Raw genomic sequence first — 22,737 nt, forward strand, 5'->3', positions numbered from 1 at the left:
GAGTCAAACTTTGCATATCCATAACTGAATATACGGGGACTATACATGCAGGCAGACGCAGAGGATCGTTACACCGATGAACCGCGGCGCAGTGGCGGCTTTCCGAAGTTACCAATCGTACTCGGGGTTGCCGCAGCGATGTTTGCCATCGGTTGGTACATCAGCGGCACGAATGAAGAACCAATAGCGGAAGTACCTCCGGCCCTGGTGATCAATCCCGCCGAGCCACCCGCACCCGTCGTCGAGCCTACACCGGACATCCCTGTGGAGGCCGTAGAGGTAGCCCCCGAGGTCACCGAAGCCGCGGAACCCAACGCGCCACCCCCGCCACCGCCCCTGACGCTGGCGACCAGCGATCCGGCGGTACGCGCATCCCTCGCCAGTGATCTCGACAGCCCCCTGTTCCAGCCGAGCCTCAACCAGGAAAACCTGATCGAGCGGGCGACCGCCGTCATCGACGCGACCAGCAGTGGTTCACTGCTGCGCAAGGTGCTCGCGCTGCCGCCCGTAGAGGGCAAGTTTAGCGTCGAGGAAGGCATGGAACGTGTAGTGCTGGACCCGCAAAGCTATCACCGCTACGACGCCTATGCCCAGGCCGTAGACGCGCTGAATGCGGAACACCTCGGCTCCGCCTTCCACACCTTCCGCGGTTTGCTGGAAGAGGCCTACTCCGCCCTGGGCTACCCGGCGGATGACCTCGACAATACCCTGATCAGGGCCCTCGACCAGATCATCGCTGCACCGGTGCTCGACATCCCGCCGGAGCTGGTCAAGGACGTCACCACCTACAAGTACGTCGACCCCTCACTGGAACAGCAGACTCCCCTGGCCAAGCAACTGATGCGGATGGGGCCCGACAACCAGCGTATCATCCAGGCCAAGGCCCGCGAACTGCGCGCCGAATTACTCGGCAATTAAACCCCTCCACTCACCCCCGGAATCACCGGGGGTTTTCAGCAGGCAAAAAAAAGGCGGGGTAAAAACCCCGCCTTCGCCTGACTGAGCGTATCAGTCTTCGTATTCAACCTCGAGGGTCGCCATAACCCGACGGTTTTCTGCGCGGCCTTCCTTGGTGCCGTTGTCAGCAACCGGTTGGGTCTCGCCGTAACCTTTCGGCTCCAGGCGGCTGCGGTCGATGCCGTACTTGTTCACCAGTACATCGACTACTGCATTGGCACGACGCTGGGACAGGGTCATGTTGTAGTTGTCGGGGCCGGTGCTGTCGGTGTGGCCTTCGATGTCGACGTCAACCTGGTCGAAGCGCTTCAGGAAGGCAGCCAGTTCGCTGATATCGTTGAAGTACTGCTCCTGAACCACGTCGGAGTCGAATGCGAAGTTGACCATCATCTTGATGGAAGCGACGCGGGTCACAGGCAGCGGGCAGCCGTCTGCGTCAACGCGGGTGCCAGCGGGAGTGCCGGGGCACTTGTCGCGGGAATCCGGAACGCCGTCGCCGTCTTCGTCGCCGTCTACGGTAGTGGCCGCGCCAGCTCCCATGACGTCTTCAGAAGTGTCGCCGAAGTAGTAGTTCAGGCCGGCGGACACCAGGATATCGGTATCGTCGTCATCCAGGCCGTGAACGGCGCGAGCATCGAAACGCGCACCGAAGGCCGGGGTGATCATGTAGCGCAGGCCGGCACCCATGTAGGCGGCTGACTCGGTATCGTCGTAGGCGTCGCTGTCGTCTGAGTCCATGTCGGTCTGCGCCATACCGAAGGTCAGGTAGGGGCGAACGCGGTTGGGACCACCCTTGTAGCTGCCTGCGTAGAACATCAGGCCCAGCTGGTAGGAGCCCAGGTCGACTTCGCCGTTGGTGTCCTCGATATCGAAGCTGCCGTAGGTGCCCATCAGTTCCACGGCCAGCGTGTCGTTGAAGGCCCACTCGAGACCGGCCCACGGAGTACCGTCGTCGTCGAGACCGCGGTCGTTGTCGAAACTCCAGTAACCATAGCCGGCATTGATTGTCAGAGGCACATCAGCGACAGCCGGTTGCATAAATGCAGAAGCGGCAATGCCACAGGCAACGCCGGCAGCCATGATGAGTTTTTTCATTGTAACTTCCCCCTTGCGGAATGTTGTTCTTTGGAAAAGGTAGCACATATTCGAGTAAGCAACAGGAAATCGCACTGCCCAAGGTAGGTAATTTTACCTGTCCTGGCAGCGGAATTTTACCAGCCGCAAACCTGCTTGACGAAGGGAATGGTCAGGGCGCGCTGCTGGGCCAGCGACTGCTGGTCGAGGCGGTCAAGTATCTGTAACAAATCGGGCAGCGAGCGCGGCGCCCGGCTGACAATGTAGCCGGCCACGTCCCCCGGCATCGCCAGACCACGGCGCTGGGCCCGAAACTGCAGGATAGCCTGCTTTTCCAGGTCATTTTGCGTGGGCAACTGGTACACCAGGCCCCAGCTCAGGCGTGAGCGCAAATCCTCCAGCTCCATTTCCAGCTGCCTCGGCGCCACCGGCGCTGCAAACAGCAGGCGGCCACCGGCGGCGCGCACCCGGTTGCACAGGTCAAACAGCGCGACTTCCCACTGGCGGTCCCCCAGGACCCGGTGCAGGTCGTCGACCACGACCAGGGACTGTTCCTCCGCGCTCTCGAGCACAGCCGCCGGCTCGAAACCGACGAACTCCGCCATCGGCAGGTACAGGGCCCGCTGACCGACCTGATGGCAGCAGGCCTGCAGCAGGTGTGATTTGCCGGTTGCCGGCGCCCCGTAGAGGTACACCGTTGCTTCCCCGCGGCCCTCCGACAGCTCGCCCAGCTGCGGCATCAGCGCCGCCACGGCGTCGAGCACGTGGAAGTTTTCCAGCGTCGCCTCGTCGCGCAGCTGTATCGCCAGGGGTAACTGGGTACTCGCCACGGCTGGTTCAGTCCCCGCCATACAGGCTGCTCGACTGGTAGTATTCCACCGCGTGGCGCAGGAATACCGTGATAACCGCGGCCACCGGCAGGGCCAGCAGTACGCCGACAAAGCCCGCGATCTGGCCGCCGGCCATCAGGGCGAAGATCACCGCGACCGGGTGCAGGCCGATCCGGTCGCCCACCAGCACCGGCGTCAATACCATACTCTCCAGCGCCTGCCCCACACCGAACACCACGCCCACCCAGAGCAGCATGTGCCAGTCGTGGAACTGCGCGTAGGCGGCGATACAGGATGCGGTGACACCCACGGCGAAGCCCAGGTAGGGCACTATGCTGGCAAGACCGGCGAGCACCCCCAGCAGCAGCGCCAACTGCAAGCCCACCAGCCAGAGCCCACAGCTGTAGATCACACCCAGGGCACACATCACCAGGAACTGCCCGCGCAGGAAGGCGCTGACCACCTCGTCGGCCTCGGCCACCATTTCCGCGGTTTTCCCCTGCCAGGCCCGGGGAAACATGTGCAGCCCCCGGGACACCAGTGTGTCCCAGTCGCGCAGCAGGTAGAACGCCACTACCGGCACCAGGGCGAGATTGGCCAGGCCGAGCAACAGGCCCAGCCCGGAACCGGTGATCTCCCTGAGCAACTGGGCACTGAACTTGCCCAGCGACTGCCAGTGGGTGGCGAGCTGGCTGGTCCAGTCCACATCCGGCAACTGTTCCAGGGGCAGGCTGAAACGCGTCTGCAGCCAGGGCAGCAGGGTGTGGGTCAGCCAGTGGTAGATCTGTGGGACCTTGCGCACCAGCGCGTCCAGCTGCTGCACCAGCAGCGGCAACGCTACCAGTACCGCCAGGACCATCAGCGCGGTGAACAGCACGAACACGATCACCACCCCCGCGGTGCGGCTCAACTTGTATTTCTCGAGGCGATCCACCAGGGGATCACCGAGGTAGGCGATGAGCGCGCCGAGTACGAAGGGCATGAGGATCGGCTGCAGCAGGTACAGCAGGCCGGCCGCCACGCCGAGCACCACCAGGGCCAGCGGCCAGCGGGGCGCCGAAGGGGTCAGTTCTGCCATTGGTATTCGAGGTCCGTCGCAGCGGGGTTCACCGGCTGGAGCCGCCGGTTCAGCTGCAGCAATTGCGCCAGTCGGGGCGCATCGACAGCCGCCTCGATGGTCAGCTCCATGCGCTCGCCGTCGATTTTATCCAGTTGCGCCTGCTCCACCAGTTCCAGCTCTTCCAGCCAGTTGACGATCGAGGCGTAGTCGGCAAAGGAATTCACCCCGGTAATGCCCAGGCGCAATTGCCCCTCCGGACCCGCGCTCGCCGCCACCGCGTAGCGAGCGACCATGTCTTCCGCCACCAGGCCTACGCCGCGCTGGAAAAATGCCTGCGCATCCGGGGCGTCGCCGCCGCCCAGTCGCTGCTCACCGGCATGCAGGTAGGTCCAGTCCCCCACCCACCTGCCGCTGGACGATTCCACGACCCGCCCGACCAGGATGTCCTCCACGCCGTAGCGCAGCGATGCCGCCTCGACCCGGGGAATGTCCAGGTTCCAGATATCACCGAGGCTGACCGCTGCCGTATCCCCGAGGTCGAAGAGCGGAAAGCCGGCGGGTATCCCGCGGTGCTGGAACGCCTGTGCCAGCGCGCCCGCGAGATCGCCGGTTTCCGCCGGGTTGACGAAAAACTGCTTGCCCTCGGCCTCGGCAACCACCCACAGCAGTACCCGGGGGCGGTTGGCGGTCCACAGGGGCAGGCCCGCCTCCTTGACGAGTTCGGTGACGAAGGCCCTGTTGAACTCGAATTTGGCCCTCAGCCCACCGTCGGCGGCATCGCGACTGAACACGAACTGCTGGACCTGTTTACGCGCCTGCCCCAGCGCCGCGGTGACTGCCGGATTCTGCAGGGCGGATTCACTGCCGGAGACTTTTACCACGACTTCGGCCAGCGCCGCGGCCGCTCCCTGCTGCAGGCTTTGTTCACTCTGGTCGGGTACCGGCACGGTAGCCGCGTAGAGCCCCTGCACCACCTCGCTTCGCACCGGACCGGCGCCCAGCAGCACCAGCACTAACAGCAACCATCTATACACAGGAAAATCCTTCGACCAGATCGCCGGCCATTGTAGCAGCCCCGCCAGCGCGGCGGCAGCACCGTGCGCCAGCCTGCCAGCGGTTCTCCCGGTTGGATCCCGGCCCGGGCCGTGCTGCCAGGGAAAATTCAAGCTGCAGAAATTGTGGGATTAATCATGCCAACCGCGGCGTGAACTGTGGCTGATTTTCGCGCTAAAATAGCGCCCCTTTGCCCAGCAACGGAATTTTCGAGCCATGAGCGACCAGGCCAAGCCCACCTCCCTCAGTTACCGCGATGCGGGTGTCGATATCGACGCCGGCAACGCGCTGGTAGATCGTATCAAGGGTGTATCCAAGCGCACAGCCCGCCCGGAAGTGCTCGGCGGCCTCGGCGGCTTCGGCGCCCTGTGCCAGATTCCCGCCGGCTACCGGGAACCGGTGCTGGTCTCCGGCACCGATGGCGTCGGTACCAAGCTGCGCCTGGCCATGGACATGGGTAAGCACGACACCATCGGCATCGACCTGGTCGCCATGTGTGTCAACGACCTGGTGGTCGCCGGAGCCGAACCGCTGTTTTTCCTCGATTACTACGCCACCGGCGCCCTGAACGTCGACACTGCCGCCGCGGTCGTGGAAGGCATCGGTCGCGGCTGTGAACTGGCCGGTTGTGCCCTGGTCGGCGGCGAAACCGCCGAGATGCCCGGCATGTACAGCGGAGAGGACTATGACCTCGCCGGTTTCTGCGTCGGGGTGGTGGAAAAATCCGCGATTATCGACGGTTCCCGGGTAGCGCCCGGCGACACCCTGATCGGTATCGCCAGCAGCGGCCCGCACTCCAACGGCTACTCGCTGGTGCGCAAGATCATCGAAGTCAGCAACGCCAGCCTCGACCAACCGCTCGGCGCCGGTACGCTCGGCGCAGCCCTGCTCGCCCCGACCACTATCTACGTCAAGGCGATTCTGGACCTGATTGCCGCGGTAGAGGTCAAGTCCCTGTGCCACGTGACCGGCGGCGGCCTCCTCGAGAACCTGCCGCGGGTCCTGCCGGCAAACTGCGCGGCGAAAATCGACACCGGCAGTTGGGCGTGGCCGGAGGTCTTCCACTGGTTGCAGGAAAGCGGCAACGTAGAGACCCGCGAAATGTACCGCACCTTCAACTGCGGTGTCGGCATGGTCGTGTGTATCGCCGCGGCCGACGCCGGGGCAGCCATCGAACGCCTCGCGGCCGCGGGCCACAGCGCCTGGGTCCTGGGGGAAATTACCGCGGGTGACGGCGAGGTCGAGCTGCTGCCGTGAGTTGTTCCACAGCGCCGCGCCTGGCGATCCTGATCTCGGGCCGCGGTTCCAACATGCAGTCGTTCATCCAGGCCTGCGCCAGCGGCACCCTGGACGCGCGGATCGCCGTGGTCCTCAGCAACCGCCCGGATGCCAAGGGCCTGGAATTAGCCCAGCAGGCCGGCATCCCCACCTGCGCGCTGGACCACCGGGAGTATCCGGATCGCGAAAGTTTTGACCGGGCCATGGTGGCAGCACTGGCCCCCTACGAACCCGACCTGGTCATCCTCGCGGGCTTCATGCGCATCCTCACCCCGGTGTTTATCACGCCTTTCACCGGGAAATTATTGAACATTCACCCCTCGCTGCTGCCGAAGTACCCGGGTTTGCACACCCACCAGCGCGCGCTGGACGCCGGTGACGCCGAGGCCGGGGTTACCGTGCATTTCGTCACACCGGAACTCGACGGCGGCCCGCCGATCATCCAGGCGAGGGTCCCGGTGGAACCCGGCGATACGGCGGAAACTCTCGCAGGGCGGGTGCTGGTGGTGGAGCACGAAATCTATCCGATTGCCGCGCGCTGGCTGCTGCAGGGGCGTTTGCAACTGAATAACGAAGGGGTTGTCCTCGATGGCTCACCGGTACCGGCCACAGGGATCGATTATTTCAAGGGCATTGACTGACGCAGTGTATCGCCTGCCCCTGGTGTTGTTACTGGTCATGCTGACCGGCGGCAACCCGGCGCAGGCGACAGAGGCGGTGTCGCCGGCACTGCAGCCCTATACCGCCACCTACCGCACTACCGCCCACGGCATGGCGCTGACCCTCAAGCGCGAGCTCCAGCACAATCGCGACGGCTCCTACACCCTGACCAATGGCGGCAAGATACTGGTCGTCGGTTTTCACGAGGTCAGCGTATTCGGTATCGACGGCACCCGGATCCTGCCGCGGTCCTATATCTACCAGGGCACCGGGCTGATCAACCGGCGGCGGGAGGTGCACTTCACCCCCGGATCAGAGGTTATCCGCAGTCTTTACAAGGATGAATGGTACGACCTGCCGTACACGGACGGCACCCTCGATCGCATGAGCCAGATCGAACAGGTCCGCCTGCGCCTGCTTTCCAACCCCTCCCCCCACCAGAACCTATCGGTGCGGGTCGCCGACGGCCGCAAGGTCAAGGAGTACCTATTGCTGTATGTCGGCGAGGAAACCCTGGATACGCCGATGGGGCCGTTGAAAACCCTGCATTTTCGCCGTGACCACGACGACCCGGAACGCAAGTCGGACACCTGGCTGGCGCCCTCGCTGGACTACCTGATGGTGAAAACCGTGCACATCGAGGACGGCACCCCCGCAGAGATGATGCTCACCAGCGCGGACATTCCCGCCCGGGCAATCCACGCCGGCGAAGTCCCCGCAGGGGACTGATCAGGCGCGCGGCAGCGTTACCCCGGTCTGGCCCTGGTATTTGCCGCCGCGGTCCTTGTAGCTCACCTCGCAGACCTCGTCGGATTCGAAGAACAGCATCTGCGCCACGCCTTCGTTGGCATAGATCTTTGCCGGCAGGGTGGTGGTATTGGAAAATTCAAGGGTCACGTGCCCTTCCCATTCGGGTTCCAGCGGCGTGACATTGACGATGATCCCGCAGCGGGCATAGGTGGATTTACCCAGGCATATGGTCAGCACATTGCGCGGGATGCGGAAGTATTCGACCGTGCGCGCCAGCGCGAAGGAATTCGGCGGAATCACGCAGACATCGCTGACCACATCGACAAAACTGCCCTCGTCGAAGCCTTTCGGGTCAACCGTCGCCGAGTTGATGTTGGTAAACACCTTGAATTCATTGGAACAGCGCACGTCGTAGCCGTAGCTGGAGGTACCATAGGAAATCAGCCGCTGGCCCGCGGCGTCCGCCCTGACCTGGCCGGCCTCGAATGGCTCGATCATGCCGTGTTCCTGCGCCATACGGCGAATCCACTTGTCTGACTTGATGCTCACAGGCTGTCTTCCGTTCAGTCGTCGCTAATCTTGATTTCCGGGAACTGGCGCACCGCCGAATCCTCCCGCTGTTCCAGCGCCGCGCGCACCCTGGCGGCGATGCCGGCAAATTCTGCTGCGGCGGCGGACTCCGGCGCCGCCAGCACGATGGGCACACCCGCATCGGCCTGTTCGCGGATGGCGCGCTCCAGGGGCAGGCTGCCGAGCAGTTCCACGCCGTACTCCGCCGCAATCCGGCTGCCGCCGGCATCACCGAAAATATGCTCCTGGTGCCCGCAGTTGCTGCAGACGTGCACCGCCATATTCTCCACTACGCCGAGTACCGGCACATCGACCTTGCGGAACATCTCGATGCCCTTCTGGGCGTCCAGCAGGGCGATATCCTGGGGCGTGGTGACGATCACCGCACCCGCCACCGAGGCCTTCTGGGACAGGGTCAACTGCACGTCACCGGTGCCCGGCGGCATGTCGATCACCAGGTAGTCGAGTTCCCCCCACAGGGTCTGCTCCAGCAGTTGCGCCAGTGCGCCACCCGCCATCGGCCCGCGCCAGACCATTGGTGTACGGTCATCGACGAGGTAGCCCATGGACATGGTCTTGAGGCCGTGGGCCTCGATCGGCAACAGGAAATTACCGCCCTGCTGCTTGGGCTGCTGGCCGCTGGGTATTCCCAGCATCAACTGCTGGCTGGGGCCGTAGATATCGGCATCCAGCAGGCCGACCTTTGCGCCCGTGGCCCGGAGGGCCAGCGCCAGGTTCACTGATACGGTGGATTTGCCCACACCGCCCTTGCCGGAGGCGACGGCGATGATGTGTTTGATCTCTTTCATAGACTGCCGGGTTGTACAATGCGGAGCCGTGATTGCCTCACGGCGGGGTCAAGCGCGCTAGTATACGGGGTCGCTACCCCGCTCGCCAACGCTGCACTTGCCTGTTGGCCAGGTGGCTCTGGTTGGGTGCTGGCCCTGGTCGGACGGTGGTATAGGCTGGGTGGTCCACGTGGCTGCGATATCTTTCCGCCGAGCCTACACCGGGTTGTCCCCACTGGAACACGCCAAAAAAAATGCACATGGATGTGCGCTTTTTGGCGTGTTCCAGCAGGGATGTCCCGTCTCGCGCTCGGCGAAAGAACACCAGATCCCCGGGACCCAGTACGGATGAAATAAGAAGGCAAAACCGCTATAGTAGCGCCCCTTTTTTCACGCACAGAGATCGGTAGTTCCCATGGCTGCAAATGCCCCGCGAAAAATCCTGGTGACCAGCGCCCTGCCCTATGCCAACGCGCCGTTGCACCTGGGGCACATGCTGGAGCAAATCCAGACCGATATATGGGTGCGCTTCCAGAAATCCCGCGGCCACGATTGCCTGTACGTGTGCGCCGACGACGCCCACGGCACCGCCATCATGCTGGCGGCCGAGAAACAGGGCATCACCCCGGAAGCGCACATCGAGCGCATCAAGGCGGACCACGAGCGCGACAGTGCCGGCTTCCTGGTCGATTTCAGCAATTACCACAGCACCCACTCGGAAGAAAACCGCCAGTGGTCCGAGGAAATCTACCGCCGCCTGAAGGCCAACGGCCACATCAGCACCCGGGAAATCACCCAGGCCTACGACCCGGAAAAGAACCTGTTCCTGGCGGACCGTTTCATCAAGGGCACCTGCCCGCGCTGCAAGACGCCCGACCAGTACGGCGACAACTGCGAGGCCTGCGGGGCGACCTACACGCCGGCGGAGCTGATCGACCCGAAATCCGCAATCTCCGGCGCGACCCCGGTCGACAAGGAATCCACCCACTTCTTCTTTCGCCTGCCGGCCTTCGAGGACATGCTGCGCAACTGGCTGGCGGACGACAGCCTGCAGCCGCAGGTGGCCAACAAGCTGCGGGAATGGCTCGACGCCGGCCTGCAGGAGTGGGATATCAGCCGCGACGCGCCCTACTTCGGTTTTGAAATTCCCGACGAACCGGGCAAGTATTTCTATGTCTGGCTGGATGCACCCATCGGCTATATCGCCAGTTTCCAGAACTACTGCGCGCGCACCGGCCACGAGTTCGACGAGTACCTGCGCCCGGGGACTGAAACCGAGCTGTACCACTTCATTGGCAAGGACATCATCAATTTCCACGGCCTGTTCTGGCCGGCGATGCTCGACTCCGCCGGCCTGCGCACCCCCACCGGAGTGTTCGCCCACGGCTTCCTTACCGTCAACGGCACCAAGATGTCCAAGAGCCGCGGCACCTTTATCAATGCCCGCACCTACCTCGAGCACCTGGACCCGGAATACCTGCGCTACTACTACGCCGCCAAGCTCGGCAGCAGCGTGGACGACATGGACCTCAACCTCGAGGATTTCGTCCAGCGGGTGAACTCCGACGTGGTCGGCAAGGTCGTCAACATCGCCAGCCGCTGCGCCGGCTTCCTGCGCAAGGGCTTTGACAACCGGCTCGCCGCGGACTGTTCGGAAGCCGACCTGGTCGGGGAATTCATCGGTGCCGGCGACGCGATCGCCGACCTGTTCGAAGCCCGCGAGTACAACAAGGCCGTGCGCGAGATCGTCACCCTCGCCGACCGCGCCAACCAGTACATCGACCAGCGCAAGCCCTGGGTCCTGGCGAAGGAAGCCGGCAAGGAACTGGAAGTACACGCTGTCTGCAGCGTCGGCATCAACCTGTTCCGCGTACTGATGACCTACCTCAAACCTGTGCTTCCGGCGATGGCGGAGAAGGCCGAGACCTTCCTCAACACCTCCCTGGACTGGACCGCGCTGGACGCCCCCCTGCTGGGCCACCAGCTGGCCGACTTCCAGCCGCTGATGACCCGGGTGGACCCGAAGCAGGTCGAGGCGATGATCGAGGCGGGTAAAGAAGCCGCACCCGCAGCCCCGGTGCCACAGGCGCCCGCGGCTGAAAAAGGCGCCAGCAAGGCAAAGGCCGATGCTGGCAAGGATGCAGCCCCGGATACGATCCAGTTCGACGATTTCGCCAAGGTCGACCTGCGGGTGGCCAGGATTGTCGCCGCCGATCATGTAGAGGGCGCGGACAAGCTTCTGCAGTTGTCGCTGGACCTCGGCGACTGTGGCACGCGGCAGGTGTTTGCGGGAATCAAATCCGCCTACCAGCCGGAGCAGCTGGTGGGCCGTTTGACGGTAGTGGTTGCGAACCTGGCACCGCGGAAGATGCGCTTTGGCGTTTCCGAGGGGATGGTGCTGGCGGCGGGGCCCGGGGGCGAGGAGATTTTCCTGTTGCAGCCGGATGAGGGGGCCGTGCCGGGGATGCAGGTCAAATAAGCTGCTCGGTGTTTCAGGACTTCGCACACCGCGCCTCCACCAGTGCATCCCTGATGGAACACGCCAAAAAGCGCACATCCATGTGCAGGCTCGGGTGGCGACATCCATGTCGCCACACGGTTCCATCAGGGATGCACTGGCGGATACGCTAGCCATGCCACCTTGACTCAACAGTTTGGAAGCCCTGGCGTTGAGCGAAGTATTAAGCCTAGAACGTGGCAGTTAAGAGGTGTGGACGCGTTACCGGGCTGACTGAAAACGTCTGAGGCCATGGATGGCCGAAGCCGAGCTGCCATGGATGGCGCTTTTGCGTTTTTCGGTCAGCCCGGTAACGTGGCCGCGCCGAGCGACAGAGTGCCAACCTGCCCAATGCTGGGCAAAATAACAGGGCTACTGCGACCGAGAACAGTAACCGCTAAAATGGAAGATCGAACAAAGGACAGGCAACACACCCATGCTGGCTGACTATTCCATACTGTTGATCGGAGCCATCCTGGTCAACAACTTCGTGCTGGTACAGTTCCTCGGGCTGTGCCCCTTCATGGGCGTGTCCAACAAACTGGAAACCGCCATGGGCATGTCCATGGCCACCACCTTCGTGCTGACCCTCGCCTCCGCCTGCAGCAACCTGACCTACCACTTCCTGCTGGAACCCCTCGGCCTCGAGTACCTGAAGACCATTTCCTTTATCCTGGTGATCGCCGTGGTCGTGCAGTTCACCGAGATGGTCGTGCGCAAGTCCAGCCCCCTGCTCTACCAGGTACTCGGCGTCTACCTGCCACTGATTACCACCAACTGCGCGGTGCTCGGTGTCGCCCTGCTCAACCTGAACAAGGAACACAACTTCCTGCAGTCGCTGTTCTACGGCTTTGGCGCGGCGGTGGGTTTCTCGCTGGTGCTGGTGCTGTTTGCCGCCATGCGCGAGCGGCTGGCGGTGGCCGATGTGCCCGAGCCCTTCCAGGGAGCGGCGATCGGCATGATCACCGCGGGCCTGATGTCGCTGGCCTTTATGGGCTTTGCGGGACTGGTATAGCGCGCCATGTACGAACTGATCGCCCAACACCCGCTGCTCTCGGCTCTGCTCGCGCTGGTCAGCCTGGGCGCCATTTTCGGCGCGCTGCTGGGTTTTGCCGCGGTGCGCTTTCGCACCGAGGGCAACCCGATCGTCGACCAGGTCAACGCCATCCTGCCGCAGACCCAGTGCGGCCAGTGCGGCTACCCGGGCTGTCGCCCCTACGCCGAGGCGATCGTCGCAGGCGATGAAATCAACAAATGTCCCCCCGGCGGGCAGGCGGGCATCGAGGCCCTCGCCGACCTGCTGGACCGGGAGGTGATTCCGCTGGATGACGAGCACGGCGAGGAGAAAGCCCCGCAGGTGGCGTTCATCCGCGAGGAAGACTGCATCGGCTGCACCAAATGCATCCAGGCCTGCCCGGTCGACGCCATCCTCGGCGCCGCCAAGCAGATGCACACGGTGATCGCCAGCGAGTGCACCGGCTGCGACCTCTGCGTGGAGCCCTGCCCGGTGGACTGCATCGTGATGATCCCGGAGCAGGAATCCCTGCAGAACTGGCACTGGAAACTTCCCGACAGCAACCGCCAGCAGGCGGACATCATCGCCACCGATGCCGGGGAAGCGGCATGAAAGCATGCGTGAAGGTGGCATAAGAGCGGCATGAGAAAAATCCACGATTTCCACGGCGGTATCCACCCCGCCGAGAACAAGCACCAGTCCCTGCGCACCCCGGTCCGCGATGCCGGCATTCCGGCGCAGCTGGTGCTGCCGCTGGCCCAGCATATCGGCGCGCCCTCGCGGCCGATCGTCGAGGTTGGCGAGCGGGTGCTCAAGGGGCAGAAAATCGCCGAGGCTGCCTCCGTGGTGAGTGCCGCGCTGCACGCCCCGACATCTGGCACCATTGCGGCGATCGAATCGCGCCAGGTTGCCCACCCCTCGGGCTTCAGCGCGCCCTGCATCGTCATTGCGAGCGATGGCCAGGACGCGTGGACTGAACTGCCCCCGGCCCTGGACTACCGGGAAACTGACCGCACGGTGCTGCTGGAGCGTATCCGCGAATCGGGACTTGCCGGGATGGGCGGCGCGGGCTTCCCCTCCGCGGTGAAACTGGGCGTGAAGCCCGGCACGGTCATCGAGACGCTGATCATCAACGGCACCGAGTGTGAACCCTACATCACCGCCGACGATATCCTGATGCGCGAGCGGCCCGCGGAAATCATTCGCGGGGCGCAGATCCTGGCGCACATTGTGCAGCCGGGCGAAACCGTTATCGGCGTCGAGGACAACAAGCCCGAGGCCATCGCTGCGCTGCGCGCAGCGGCCGCTGGTACCGATATCGAAATCGCCGTGTTCCCCACCAAGTACCCCTCCGGCGGCGAGAAGCAGCTGATCGAGATTCTCACCGGCAAGCAGGTGCCTTCCGGCGGGCTGCCGGCGGATATCGGCGTGGTCTGCCAGAACGTGGGCACCACCGTGGCCATCGCCGAGGCGGTGGAGACCGGCAAACCGCTGATCTCCCGCATTACCACCGTCACCGGTGAGAGTGTCGCAGAGCCGCAGAATTTCCAGGTGCTGCTGGGCACACCGATGTCCCACCTGCTGGCGCTGGCCGGCTACCAGCCGGGGAAAAACAGCCGGCTGGTCATGGGCGGACCGATGATGGGTTTCACCGTGCCCAGCGATGCGGTGCCCGTGGTCAAGACCACCAACTGCATCCTCGCCCCCAGCGCCGCCGAACTGCCCGCGCCGCCCCCGGCACAGGCCTGTATCCGCTGCGGGATGTGTGCCGAGGCCTGCCCGGCGAGCCTGCTGCCGCAGCAGTTGTACTGGTTCGCCCGCGGCCGGGAGTTCGAGAAGGCGGAACAGCACCACCTGTTCGACTGCATTGAATGCGGCGCCTGCTCCTATGTCTGCCCCAGCACCATCCCGCTGGTGCAGTATTACCGCGCCGCCAAGGCGGAGGTCCTGCAACTGCGCCGGGACGCGGAAAAGGCCGAGCACTCGCGCCTGCGTTTCGAGGCCCGCCAGGACCGCCTCGCCCGCGAGGAGGAAGAAAAAGAAGCCCGCCGCGCGGCGCGCAAGAAAGCCGCGGAGGAAAAGGCCCGCCTGGCCGCCGAATCCGGCGCTGGCGCGGAAGACCCGATCCAGGCGGCCATCGAGCGGGCAAAGGCGAAGAAAGCCGCCCAGGCCGCCGGTGAAGGCCCGGGTGAACTGGAGAAACTGGAAAAGGCGGTAAGTACCACCCGCGAACGCTTGGCCAAGGCGGTCGAGAAACTGGAGGCCGCCCGCACCGAGGGCGCGGACCACGTCGCCGCGCTGGAAACCGGTGTGGCGAAAACCCGCGTCAAACTCGAGGCCGCGGAAAAGGCGCTCGCCGATTACCGGCAGGCCAATACAGCCGCAGAGGAAAAGCCTGCACCAGCGCCGACTGACGCCGCCCAGGCGGCCATCCAGAAGGCCATGGCTGCCCGCGCCGCCGAAGCCAGCAAGAGCCCGCTGGAAAAGGCGCGGGACAATCTGCAGAAACTGGAAGCGCGGCTGGTGAAATCCGAGGCCCGGCTGGCAGAGGGACGGGCCGCTGGCGAGGAAGACAAGATTATCGTGGCACTGGAATCCAGCGTGGAGCGGCTGAAAGAGAAAATTGCCGAGGCCCGGGCGGAACTCGAACAGCAGGAGGCCGGCTGAGATGGCATTGATGCGCATCACCTCGCCACACACCCACGGCAAGGCGAGCACCCGGCGGGTCATGCAGCAGGTCATGCTGGCAACCGTACCCGGGGTACTGGTGCTCACCGGCTTTTTCGGCTTTGGCACCCTGGTCAATATCACCTTCGGCATGCTGCTGGCCGTGGCCTTCGAGGCCCTTGCACTGTCCCTGCGCAAACGGCCGCTGGGATTCTATCTCGGCGATTGCAGCGCGCTGGTCACCGCCCTACTGCTGGGTATCGCCCTGCCGCCCTACGCCCCCTGGTGGTTGATCGCGGTGGGCATCGCCTCCGCCATCCTGATTGCCAAGCACCTCTACGGCGGCATGGGCTACAACCCCTTCAACCCGGCCATGGTCGGCTATGTCGTACTGCTTATTTCCTTTCCCGTACAGATGACCAGTTGGGCGCCACCGCGCGGCGCCGGCGAAGTGCCCGGCCTGCTGCAGGCCCTGCAGGCCTGCTTCCTGCCCTCGGGCTATGACGGCACCACCATGGCCACGCCACTGGATGTGCTGAAGCAGAACAGCAGCCTGCTGGTCGAGGATCTCTGGGCGCAGAACCCGCAATTCGGTCGCTGGGGCGGACTGGGCTGGGAGTGGGCCAACCTCGCTTTCCTGGCCGGCGGCCTGTGGCTGCTTTACCAGCGCATATTCACCTGGCACGCGCCGGTCGCGATGCTCGCCGCCCTGGCCCTGCTGGCGGCCAGCTTTTACGATGGCGGCAGCTCCAGCAGCGGCGGTTCACCGCTGTTCCACCTGCTGTCCGGCGCCACCATGCTCGGGGCCTTCTTCATCGTGACCGACCCGGTGACCAGCGCCGTCTCGGCGCGCGGGCGCCTGATCTACGGGGCCCTGGTCGGCGTGCTGGTCTACCTGATCCGGGTGTACGGCAATTACCCGGACGCGGTCGCCTTCTCGGTGCTGATCATGAACCTCGCGGCCCCCTTCATCGACCAGTACACCCAACCGCGCACCTATGGCCACGGCCAGAAGCGGGGGGACAGCTGATGCTCGGCCAGTCGATTACCCGCAACGCGTTATTGCTCGCCCTGTTCGCCCTGGTGACCGCCGCCCTGCTGGCGGGCACCTACCTGCTGACCCGGGAGCGGATCGTCGCCGCCGAGCGCGCCGCGGAGGAAAAAGCCCTGCTGCAAATCGTCCCCGACGAGCGCCACGATAACTCCATGCTGGACGACACCCTGCCGGTCGGCCCGCAGACACCCGGGCTCGGCCTGCGGGAGACCAAGCAGGTCTACCTGGCGCGGCAGGGCGAAACGATCGTCGCCGCCATCATCCCGGTCACCGCGCGCGACGGCTACAGCGGCGATATCAACCTGATCGTGGGCGTCAATCGCGACGGCAGTGTGGCCGGGGTGCGGGCGCTGTCGCACAAGGAAACCCCTGGCCTCGGCGACAAGGTGGACCTGGGCAAGAGCGACTGGGTGCGGGGTTTCGAGGGCCGTTCCCTGCAGGACCCCGCAGTGACACAATGGGCGGTGAAAAAGGACGGCGGGGTCTTCGACGCCTTCACCGGCGCCACCATCACCCCCCGCGCGGTGGTCAACGCGGTAAAAAATACCCTGGAATACGCCGCCGACAACCGACAGGTGTTATTCGGCACGGCTGGCGAACAGGCCGAGGACGGAAACTGACATGGCGGACATGAGCTACCGCGAGCTATCCCTGAACGGGTTGTGGAAGAACAACCCGGCGATCGTCCAGTTGCTGGGCCTGTGCCCGCTGCTGGCGGTGACCAGTTCTGTGGTCAACGCCATCGGCCTGGCCCTCGCCACCACCCTGGTGCTGGTCGCCTCCAATACCGCGGTATCGCTGATCCGCAACGTGGTATCGGACGCCATCCGCCTGCCCGCCTTCGTCATGATCATCGCCTCGGCGGTAACCTGCATCGAACTGCTGATGCAGGCCTTCGCCTTCGAGCTCTACCAGATCCTCGGGATTTTCCTGCCCCTGATCACCACCAACTGCGTGATTCTCGGCCGCGCCGACGGCTTCGCCTGCAAGAACAGCCCGCTGCCGGCGGCCTACGACGGGCTGATGATGGGCCTGGGTTTCGGCGCGGTACTGGTGGTGCTCGGCGCGCTGCGCGAGCTCTTCGGCACCGGCGCCCTGTTTGCCAACATGCAACTGCTGTTCGGTTCCGCCGCTGAAAGCTGGAAAATCGTGCTGGTGGACGACTACCAGAACTTCCTGCTGGCGATCCTGCCGCCGGGCGCCTTTATCTTCACCGGGCTGCTGATTGCGCTGAAGAACATCATCGATACCCGCATGGAAGCGCGCCGCGCGGCGCAGCGGGAGCGACCGGCCACCGGCTCCAAGCGCGTGCGGGTCACCGGCACCATTTCCTGAGCGGCAGGCTGGGAGCGGAAACTCCCGGCTCAGCGCGGCGCCAGCACCCTGAGCGTCGCCAGGATGGCGTCCACGGCGGCATCGTCGAGGCCGCGGTGGTCGACGTCGCAGCTGTAGGTGATAAACAGCAACATGCCGGCATCGGCCACGCACCACTCGCGAATCGCCGCGCCCTCCTCTTCCCATGCCGCCGCGACACCCGAGAACTCCCCGAGGTTTACGCTCTTCCAGGGCAGGCGCTGCTCGCTGCCGTCCTCGGCAATCTGCGCCACTTCCCCTGCGGAAAACACCCCGCTGTCCCGGTGCAGGGTAGAGATTTCGATACAGCCGACGTCATCGCGATCACCGATCAGGATGCTCTCTTCCTCGCTGTCCGCCCACCACTCGGGCGGCAACTCCAGCGTCCACCATTCCGTTTCCAGTACGTTGACCGTCACCTATAGACTCCTCGACATCAGGACCGCGTCCTCGCGCCCTGTCGCTGTTGTGTAATATCCCGGGCGACGCCCGTCTTCCCCGAAACTGTAGCGGCGGTACAGCGCCAGCGCCGGCGCGTTGGATGCGCGAACATCCAGCACGCAGCGCTGCACCCGGCGGTCGCGCAGCACCGCCAGCGCCTCGCCCAGCAGAACCCCGCCAAGGCCGCGCCCCTGCGCCGCGGGATGCACCGCGATGTTATCGATACTGGCCTCGTCGAGCACCAGCGACAGCAACACGAAGCCTTCGAGCCGCGAGCCATTGCGGCACACCAGGCCAATGCTGCGCTCACCCTGCTCGCAGTAGCGCAGCAGGTGGGATTCGCCAAACGGGTCGGGAGATGCCACCGCATCCAGCGCGGCAATGCCGGGAAGGTCTGCGGGAGATGCCCAGTCGACAGGCGCGCGCAGCCTATACACCCCCGGCGAGCTTCCGCAGGTCCTGCCAGACCTGGCGCTTGTGCCGGGGTTCGGCGAGCATGTCCAGCGTACTGCAGGTTTGCAGAATCCTGGTGCCGGGCAACTTCTCCACATCGATATAGCGGGCGCAGGCCTCACCCAGCATCACCAGGTGGCGGCAGTTGCGCGTTTCCAGGTGACGGCCGAGGAATGCCGCCAGCGCATCGCGGGCGGAACCGAGCCCCCGGTCCAGTTGCCGGTTGCTGTGGGTGGGCCAGTCAAATTGCGTGGTCTGCGGGCTGGACTGGGCGCCGCGCAGGGCCCGCGCCATCGCGGCGACCAGTTGCACCTGCTCCCGGGCCAGCGGGTTTCCGTCGAGCACCTCGACCCAGGCGATGTCGCCGGCAAATATCGCGGCGAGGCTGAAATGCACGGTTTCAGTTACTGGCGCAGCAGGTTCGCGGGAAGTTGGGGCGGCCTGCCCGGCTTCCGCAAGGTCGATCCTGGGCATATCCCTCGCCGCCGGGGGACGGCTGGCGACCGGCTCCCTGCGTGCGGGCGGGCCTGGCTGTGGGCCTGGCATGTCCTCCGGCACCTCGACCAGCGGCACAGCCACAGGCACACGGGAAGGCGCCGCGCCCGGCAGCGGCCAGCGGGCGACATAGGTGTCGATGCCCATGGCGGCGAGGTATTGGCTGTGAATCAAGTCTTGCACTGTGGCCGGAAACCGGGCTGGTGAGTAACCAGTCGCAGTGTACCAGTTTTCAGCCGGACCCTATATCCAGCGCCAGCCGTGCTGGTTGAAAAACCGCAGGGCCGATGCGAGGAACATGCGCAGGTGCGCCAGGCCCTTGCGGGCGGCGTAGCCCCCGTGGTGCACAATCCGTACGCCGGGGTGATAGCGCACGTGCCCCAGGCGGGACAGGCGCAAGGACAGGTCAAAATCCTCGAAGTAGAGAAAATAGCGCTCGTCGAAGCCCTCGACGGCCAGTAGCTGTTCCCCTCGCAGCAGCATGAAACAGCCGCTGGCCAGTTCCACATCCCGGGGGGTGTTCGCTGTCGCCAGTTCACGCATTTCATAATCCGCCATCCGCCGGGGGATCAGCCTGGCGCCCAGGCGCGGAAAGAACGCCCGGGCGGCGAGCACCAGCACCGAGGGCCGGCGCTTGCAGAGAAATTCCTGCTGTCCCGAACCGCCCAAAGCCCTGGGGCTGAGCAGGCTGACATCCGGCGCCTCCCGCAGGTAGGCGATACCCGCGGCCAGGCTGTCCGCGGACATCTCGACATCCGGATTCAGGACCAGGTGGAACTCGCCCACACCGCTGGCGAGGGCGAGGTTATGGCCGGCGCCATAGCCGCGGTTTTCCGCCGCCTCGACAAGCTGCAGCCGGTAATCCGGCCGCCGGGGCAAACTGTCGAGAATTTCGCGTAAATCCCGGCGATAGGCCTCCCCGGAGTCGTTATCCACGACCACCACGAGCACCCCCGAGAGCGTGCGTGTCGCGCATTCGAGGCTGTCCAGCGTCGCCCGCAGGACCTCGAGCGGGGTCCGGTAGAGCACAATGGAAACGCTGAGCAGCGGGCGGGGCATGATTTCCTCAACTTTCATGCGTTTTTCGTATCTTTTTCTTTCATTCCGATTCCATCGGGATATGATCTTTGGTGGGGCAGGCGGGACAATACCTTGTGCAAATAGTCACATAACCCGCCTATCATCATGTTTTCATAGGGATTTTGCCAGCCCGCATGGTAAGCTGTCAGCGCTGTTTTCCGCTATTGTACCCGGTTGGAAATCGGCAAAAAGCAGCCAGGCTGCAGAATCACGATATAAAGAACCGCTAGTGAGTGGGCAATAGGGGATCAAAATGATTAATCGACTCGCCACGCGTACCAGCCGTTGGGCACTCTACGTAATCACCTTACTGGGACTGGCCGCCTGTGGTGGCGGCGGAGGTGGAGGCGACGACGGCGGGTTCCTCGGCCCGGGTGCCGGCGACACCGACACCCTGTTCCTGAAAATTGCCCTGGTGGATGCCAGCGGTAACGCGACCAACCAGATCACCACGGCGGCTCCTGCGACACTGCAAACCACCGTCACCAAAAACAAGGCCAGCGGTGCGCCACAGTCGAATGTCATCGTCAACGTGGAGTCATCTGCCGACGTGCTGATCAATGGCGATGCCGGCAGCAGCAGCGCCAACACCAACGCGGATGGCCAGGCCAACTTCCAGGTCGCGGCCGGACAGACCAAAGGCGGTGGCACCCTCACCGTCAGTGTGACCGACCAGAACGGCGCAACGATTACCAAGTCGGTAAACTTCCAGCTGGGCGCCACCGGGCTCCGCCTGGGTTATTTTGACGGTACAACCTTCATGGAAGGCCTGGTGAAGATCACTCCGGACGGCGTACTTTCCTCGGAAGGCCAGGCTGAACTTTCCGTGGCCATTGTCGATGAAAATGACGAGCTCTCCGGCAGCAGCGAAAGCGTCACGTTCTCCAGCTCCTGCCTGAGCTCCGGCGACGCAACCCTGACGCCCGCGGGCGCGGTCAGCACTACTTCCGGCAACGCCACTGCAACTTACTCCCCGAACGGTTGTGTCGGCGAAGACTCGATTACGGCTACCCTGGTGGGCAACGGCGCAACTGCGGCGGGCACCATCGAGATCGCGCCTCCCAGCGCCAATGGCCTGACCTTTGTCAGCGCTGAACCGCAGTACATCGTGCTGAAAGGCACTGGCGGCGGCCCCGACCGGCAGGAAAAATCACGGGTTACCTTCCGCGCAGTCAATGGCAATGGCGACCCGCTGGAAGGTGTTTCAGTGGCCTTCTCCCTCACCACCGAAATCGGCGGTGTATCACTGACGCCCAACGCCGCCATCAGCGATGCGGACGGCAATATTTCCACCACAGTGGCAGCCGGTGACGTCGCTACCGTGGTCCGTGTCCTCGCCACGACTGACTCAGGCGACGGCATCCAGGTGTCCGCTGTCTCCGATATCCTGACCGTCAGCACGGGCCTGCCTGACCAGAACTCGATCTCCCTGTCGGTCGAAGGCGGCTTTGTCGTGGAACAGGCGCTGACCATGGACGGCATTGAAAAAACGCTGACCGTCCGCATGGCCGACAAGTTCAACAACCCGGTTCCCGATGGTACCGCAGCGGTATTTACCACCGAGTACGGCACCATTGACCCCTCATGTGAAACCGGCCGCAGGAATGGCGACCGCGAGGGCGGCACTCCGCAAACCGGCGAGTGTTCCGTCAAGTGGACCAGCAGCGCTCCGCGCCTGCCCACCCTTCCGGAAAACCAGGATCTGGTCCAGGGTTATGGCACCACTGCCAACTGCCCGAGCCACAATGGCCCGAGCATTCCCTGCCCGGCTGACCTGGGCTATATCCGCGGTGGCCGCTCCACGGTCCTGGTTACCGCCATTGGCGAAGAGTCTTTCGTCGACCGCAATGGTGACGGGATCTACAACAAGGCGGAAGCCGACCTGAACCTGTTCGCCAATATCACCGAGGCGTTCCTCGACCACAACGAGAACGGCCTGTTCGACCCTGCGACCCAGACCTGCATCAACAACCCCGACCTGCTGGTGTGCAAAGCCGGTTCCGAAGAAATCTTCACTGATTTCAACAATAACCAGACCTTTGACGCCAACGGCGACGACCCGAACAACGGCTACCCCAACCAGGGCCAGACCGCGGTCTACAACGGCCTGCTCTGCCCCGAAGAAGGGGACGGAATCTGGTGCAGCCGGGAACTGGTGAACGTCTACGACAGCACCATACTCGTCATGGCTGCTGAGCCCGCAGACCTGCTGCTGCAGCTCTACAAGAATGGCACCACCTACGCAGCCCCCGGCAGCATACTCGGCTCCGGCAGCTATACCGCCTATGTCTCGGACTTCTTCAACAACAGGCCCAAGAACGGTACCGAAATAGCAGCCACCTCCGAGAGTGAGAATCTCTGCTCGATTGTTGCGCAGGGCTCCACCACCGTGACCAATGAGACCTTTCCCGGCGCCTTCGGGGTTGCCTTCGACGTGAGCCCGGGCACCGTGGAATACAACTCGTGCTCGGAATCCACGCCGTCGGCCGCTGACCGCACCGCGAAAATCACGATCTCGGCGGGCGAAGCATCCAACACCTGGAGCTGCCTTGCCACGGCTGTGAATACCGCTCCGCCGGACCCGAATGATTGCTGAACCCGGGGCCATTGGCGACTCCTCGCCAGAACCAGTAAACCGCGGCACCTGCCGCGGTTTTTTTTT

At 64.1% G+C, this 22,737-nt stretch carries 22 protein-coding genes; 12 read left to right on the top strand and 10 right to left on the bottom strand.

What is annotated here, in order from left to right; genetic code table 11:
* Positions 1 to 45 precede the first annotated feature (45 nt).
* Complete coding sequence (locus ACNKU3_RS20190; protein ID WP_418261379.1) at positions 46 to 918, top strand: DUF3014 domain-containing protein; 873 nt, start codon at positions 46 to 48, stop codon at positions 916 to 918.
* A 90-nt stretch (positions 919 to 1,008) separates the two neighbouring features.
* On the opposite strand, the gene ACNKU3_RS20195 is transcribed toward ACNKU3_RS20190, so the two are convergent.
* From ACNKU3_RS20195 to ACNKU3_RS20210, 4 genes are all read right to left on the bottom strand, one after another.
* Positions 1,009 to 2,052 carry an OmpA family protein gene (locus ACNKU3_RS20195; protein ID WP_418261380.1) on the bottom strand — a complete coding sequence of 348 codons (1,044 nt, stop codon included), beginning with the start codon at positions 2,050 to 2,052 and terminating at the stop codon, positions 1,009 to 1,011.
* 116 nt (positions 2,053 to 2,168) lie between these two features.
* The gene (hda, locus tag ACNKU3_RS20200) at positions 2,169 to 2,882 is read right to left on the bottom strand and encodes a DnaA regulatory inactivator Hda (RefSeq protein ID WP_418261381.1); all 714 of its coding nucleotides are present in this window, start codon (positions 2,880 to 2,882) and stop codon (positions 2,169 to 2,171) included.
* On the bottom strand, positions 2,869 to 3,939 hold the full coding sequence (locus ACNKU3_RS20205) for an AI-2E family transporter (RefSeq protein WP_418261382.1): 1,071 nt from the start codon (positions 3,937 to 3,939) through the stop codon (positions 2,869 to 2,871). The genes hda and ACNKU3_RS20205 overlap by 14 nt, the downstream gene beginning before the upstream one ends.
* Positions 3,927 to 4,955: a DUF2066 domain-containing protein gene (locus ACNKU3_RS20210; protein ID WP_418261383.1), complete on the bottom strand. Its 1,029-nt coding sequence runs from the start codon at positions 4,953 to 4,955 to the stop codon at positions 3,927 to 3,929. Before ACNKU3_RS20210 ends, ACNKU3_RS20205 begins: the two co-directional genes overlap by 13 nt.
* A gap of 235 nt (positions 4,956 to 5,190) precedes the next feature.
* Here ACNKU3_RS20210 and purM point away from each other — a divergent pair, with 235 nt between their 5' ends.
* Genes purM through ACNKU3_RS20225 form a run of 3 tightly spaced genes read left to right on the top strand, consistent with a single transcriptional unit; the run spans position 5,191 to position 7,641 of the window.
* On the top strand, positions 5,191 to 6,231 hold the full coding sequence (purM, locus tag ACNKU3_RS20215; protein ID WP_418261384.1) for a phosphoribosylformylglycinamidine cyclo-ligase: 1,041 nt from the start codon (positions 5,191 to 5,193) through the stop codon (positions 6,229 to 6,231).
* A complete protein-coding gene (gene purN, locus ACNKU3_RS20220) occupies positions 6,228 to 6,893 on the top strand; it encodes a phosphoribosylglycinamide formyltransferase (protein WP_418261385.1) in 666 nt (221 codons plus the stop codon). Before purM ends, purN begins: the two co-directional genes overlap by 4 nt.
* Entirely contained in the window at positions 6,886 to 7,641 is a 756-nt protein-coding gene (locus ACNKU3_RS20225; RefSeq protein ID WP_418261386.1) for a DUF3108 domain-containing protein, read from the top strand. The genes purN and ACNKU3_RS20225 overlap by 8 nt, the downstream gene beginning before the upstream one ends.
* Here the strand turns inward: ACNKU3_RS20225 and dcd are convergent, their stop codons facing one another.
* Complete coding sequence (gene dcd, locus ACNKU3_RS20230; protein ID WP_418261387.1) at positions 7,642 to 8,211, bottom strand: dCTP deaminase; 570 nt, start codon at positions 8,209 to 8,211, stop codon at positions 7,642 to 7,644.
* Positions 8,212 to 8,225: 14 nt separating this feature from the next.
* A complete protein-coding gene (gene apbC, locus ACNKU3_RS20235) occupies positions 8,226 to 9,041 on the bottom strand; it encodes an iron-sulfur cluster carrier protein ApbC (RefSeq protein WP_418261388.1) in 816 nt (271 codons plus the stop codon).
* Between the two features lie 394 nt (positions 9,042 to 9,435).
* On the opposite strand from apbC, the gene metG reads away from it, so the two are divergent.
* The 7 genes from metG to ACNKU3_RS20270 all read left to right on the top strand — a co-directional run bounded on the left by metG (position 9,436) and on the right by ACNKU3_RS20270 (position 17,588).
* Positions 9,436 to 11,499, top strand: coding sequence for a methionine--tRNA ligase (gene metG, locus ACNKU3_RS20240; protein WP_418261389.1), 2,064 nt, complete (start codon positions 9,436 to 9,438; stop codon positions 11,497 to 11,499).
* Positions 11,500 to 11,953: 454 nt separating this feature from the next.
* Positions 11,954 to 12,532 (top strand): electron transport complex subunit RsxA, encoded by a 579-nt coding sequence (gene rsxA / locus ACNKU3_RS20245; protein WP_418261390.1) that lies wholly within the window; start codon positions 11,954 to 11,956, stop codon positions 12,530 to 12,532.
* A 6-nt stretch (positions 12,533 to 12,538) separates the two neighbouring features.
* On the top strand, positions 12,539 to 13,144 hold the full coding sequence (gene rsxB, locus ACNKU3_RS20250) for an electron transport complex subunit RsxB (protein WP_418261391.1): 606 nt from the start codon (positions 12,539 to 12,541) through the stop codon (positions 13,142 to 13,144).
* Positions 13,145 to 13,174: 30 nt separating this feature from the next.
* Entirely contained in the window at positions 13,175 to 15,199 is a 2,025-nt protein-coding gene (rsxC, locus tag ACNKU3_RS20255) for an electron transport complex subunit RsxC (RefSeq protein ID WP_418261392.1), read from the top strand.
* Position 15,200: 1 nt separating this feature from the next.
* The gene (gene rsxD, locus ACNKU3_RS20260) at positions 15,201 to 16,229 is read left to right on the top strand and encodes an electron transport complex subunit RsxD (protein WP_418261393.1); all 1,029 of its coding nucleotides are present in this window, start codon (positions 15,201 to 15,203) and stop codon (positions 16,227 to 16,229) included.
* Positions 16,229 to 16,873: an electron transport complex subunit RsxG gene (rsxG, locus tag ACNKU3_RS20265; protein ID WP_418261394.1), complete on the top strand. Its 645-nt coding sequence runs from the start codon at positions 16,229 to 16,231 to the stop codon at positions 16,871 to 16,873. The genes rsxD and rsxG overlap by 1 nt, the downstream gene beginning before the upstream one ends.
* A 1-nt stretch (position 16,874) precedes the next feature.
* On the top strand, positions 16,875 to 17,588 hold the full coding sequence (locus ACNKU3_RS20270) for an electron transport complex subunit E (RefSeq protein ID WP_418261395.1): 714 nt from the start codon (positions 16,875 to 16,877) through the stop codon (positions 17,586 to 17,588).
* 29 nt (positions 17,589 to 17,617) lie between these two features.
* Here the strand turns inward: ACNKU3_RS20270 and ACNKU3_RS20275 are convergent, their stop codons facing one another.
* From ACNKU3_RS20275 to ACNKU3_RS20290, 4 genes are all read right to left on the bottom strand, one after another.
* Positions 17,618 to 18,025: a hypothetical protein gene (locus tag ACNKU3_RS20275; RefSeq protein ID WP_418261396.1), complete on the bottom strand. Its 408-nt coding sequence runs from the start codon at positions 18,023 to 18,025 to the stop codon at positions 17,618 to 17,620.
* Positions 18,026 to 18,484, bottom strand: coding sequence for a ribosomal protein S18-alanine N-acetyltransferase (rimI, locus tag ACNKU3_RS20280; protein ID WP_418261397.1), 459 nt, complete (start codon positions 18,482 to 18,484; stop codon positions 18,026 to 18,028).
* Positions 18,477 to 19,169 carry a hypothetical protein gene (locus ACNKU3_RS20285; protein WP_418261398.1) on the bottom strand — a complete coding sequence of 231 codons (693 nt, stop codon included), beginning with the start codon at positions 19,167 to 19,169 and terminating at the stop codon, positions 18,477 to 18,479. Before ACNKU3_RS20285 ends, rimI begins: the two co-directional genes overlap by 8 nt.
* A gap of 69 nt (positions 19,170 to 19,238) precedes the next feature.
* The gene (locus tag ACNKU3_RS20290; RefSeq protein ID WP_418261399.1) at positions 19,239 to 20,072 is read right to left on the bottom strand and encodes a glycosyltransferase family 2 protein; all 834 of its coding nucleotides are present in this window, start codon (positions 20,070 to 20,072) and stop codon (positions 19,239 to 19,241) included.
* Positions 20,073 to 20,328: 256 nt separating this feature from the next.
* On the opposite strand from ACNKU3_RS20290, the gene ACNKU3_RS20295 reads away from it, so the two are divergent.
* Positions 20,329 to 22,671, top strand: coding sequence for a hypothetical protein (locus tag ACNKU3_RS20295; protein ID WP_418261400.1), 2,343 nt, complete (start codon positions 20,329 to 20,331; stop codon positions 22,669 to 22,671).
* Positions 22,672 to 22,737 lie beyond the last annotated feature (66 nt).

This window comes from Haliea sp. E17, assembly GCF_048323675.1.
GTDB lineage: Bacteria > Pseudomonadota > Gammaproteobacteria > Pseudomonadales > Halieaceae > Mangrovimicrobium.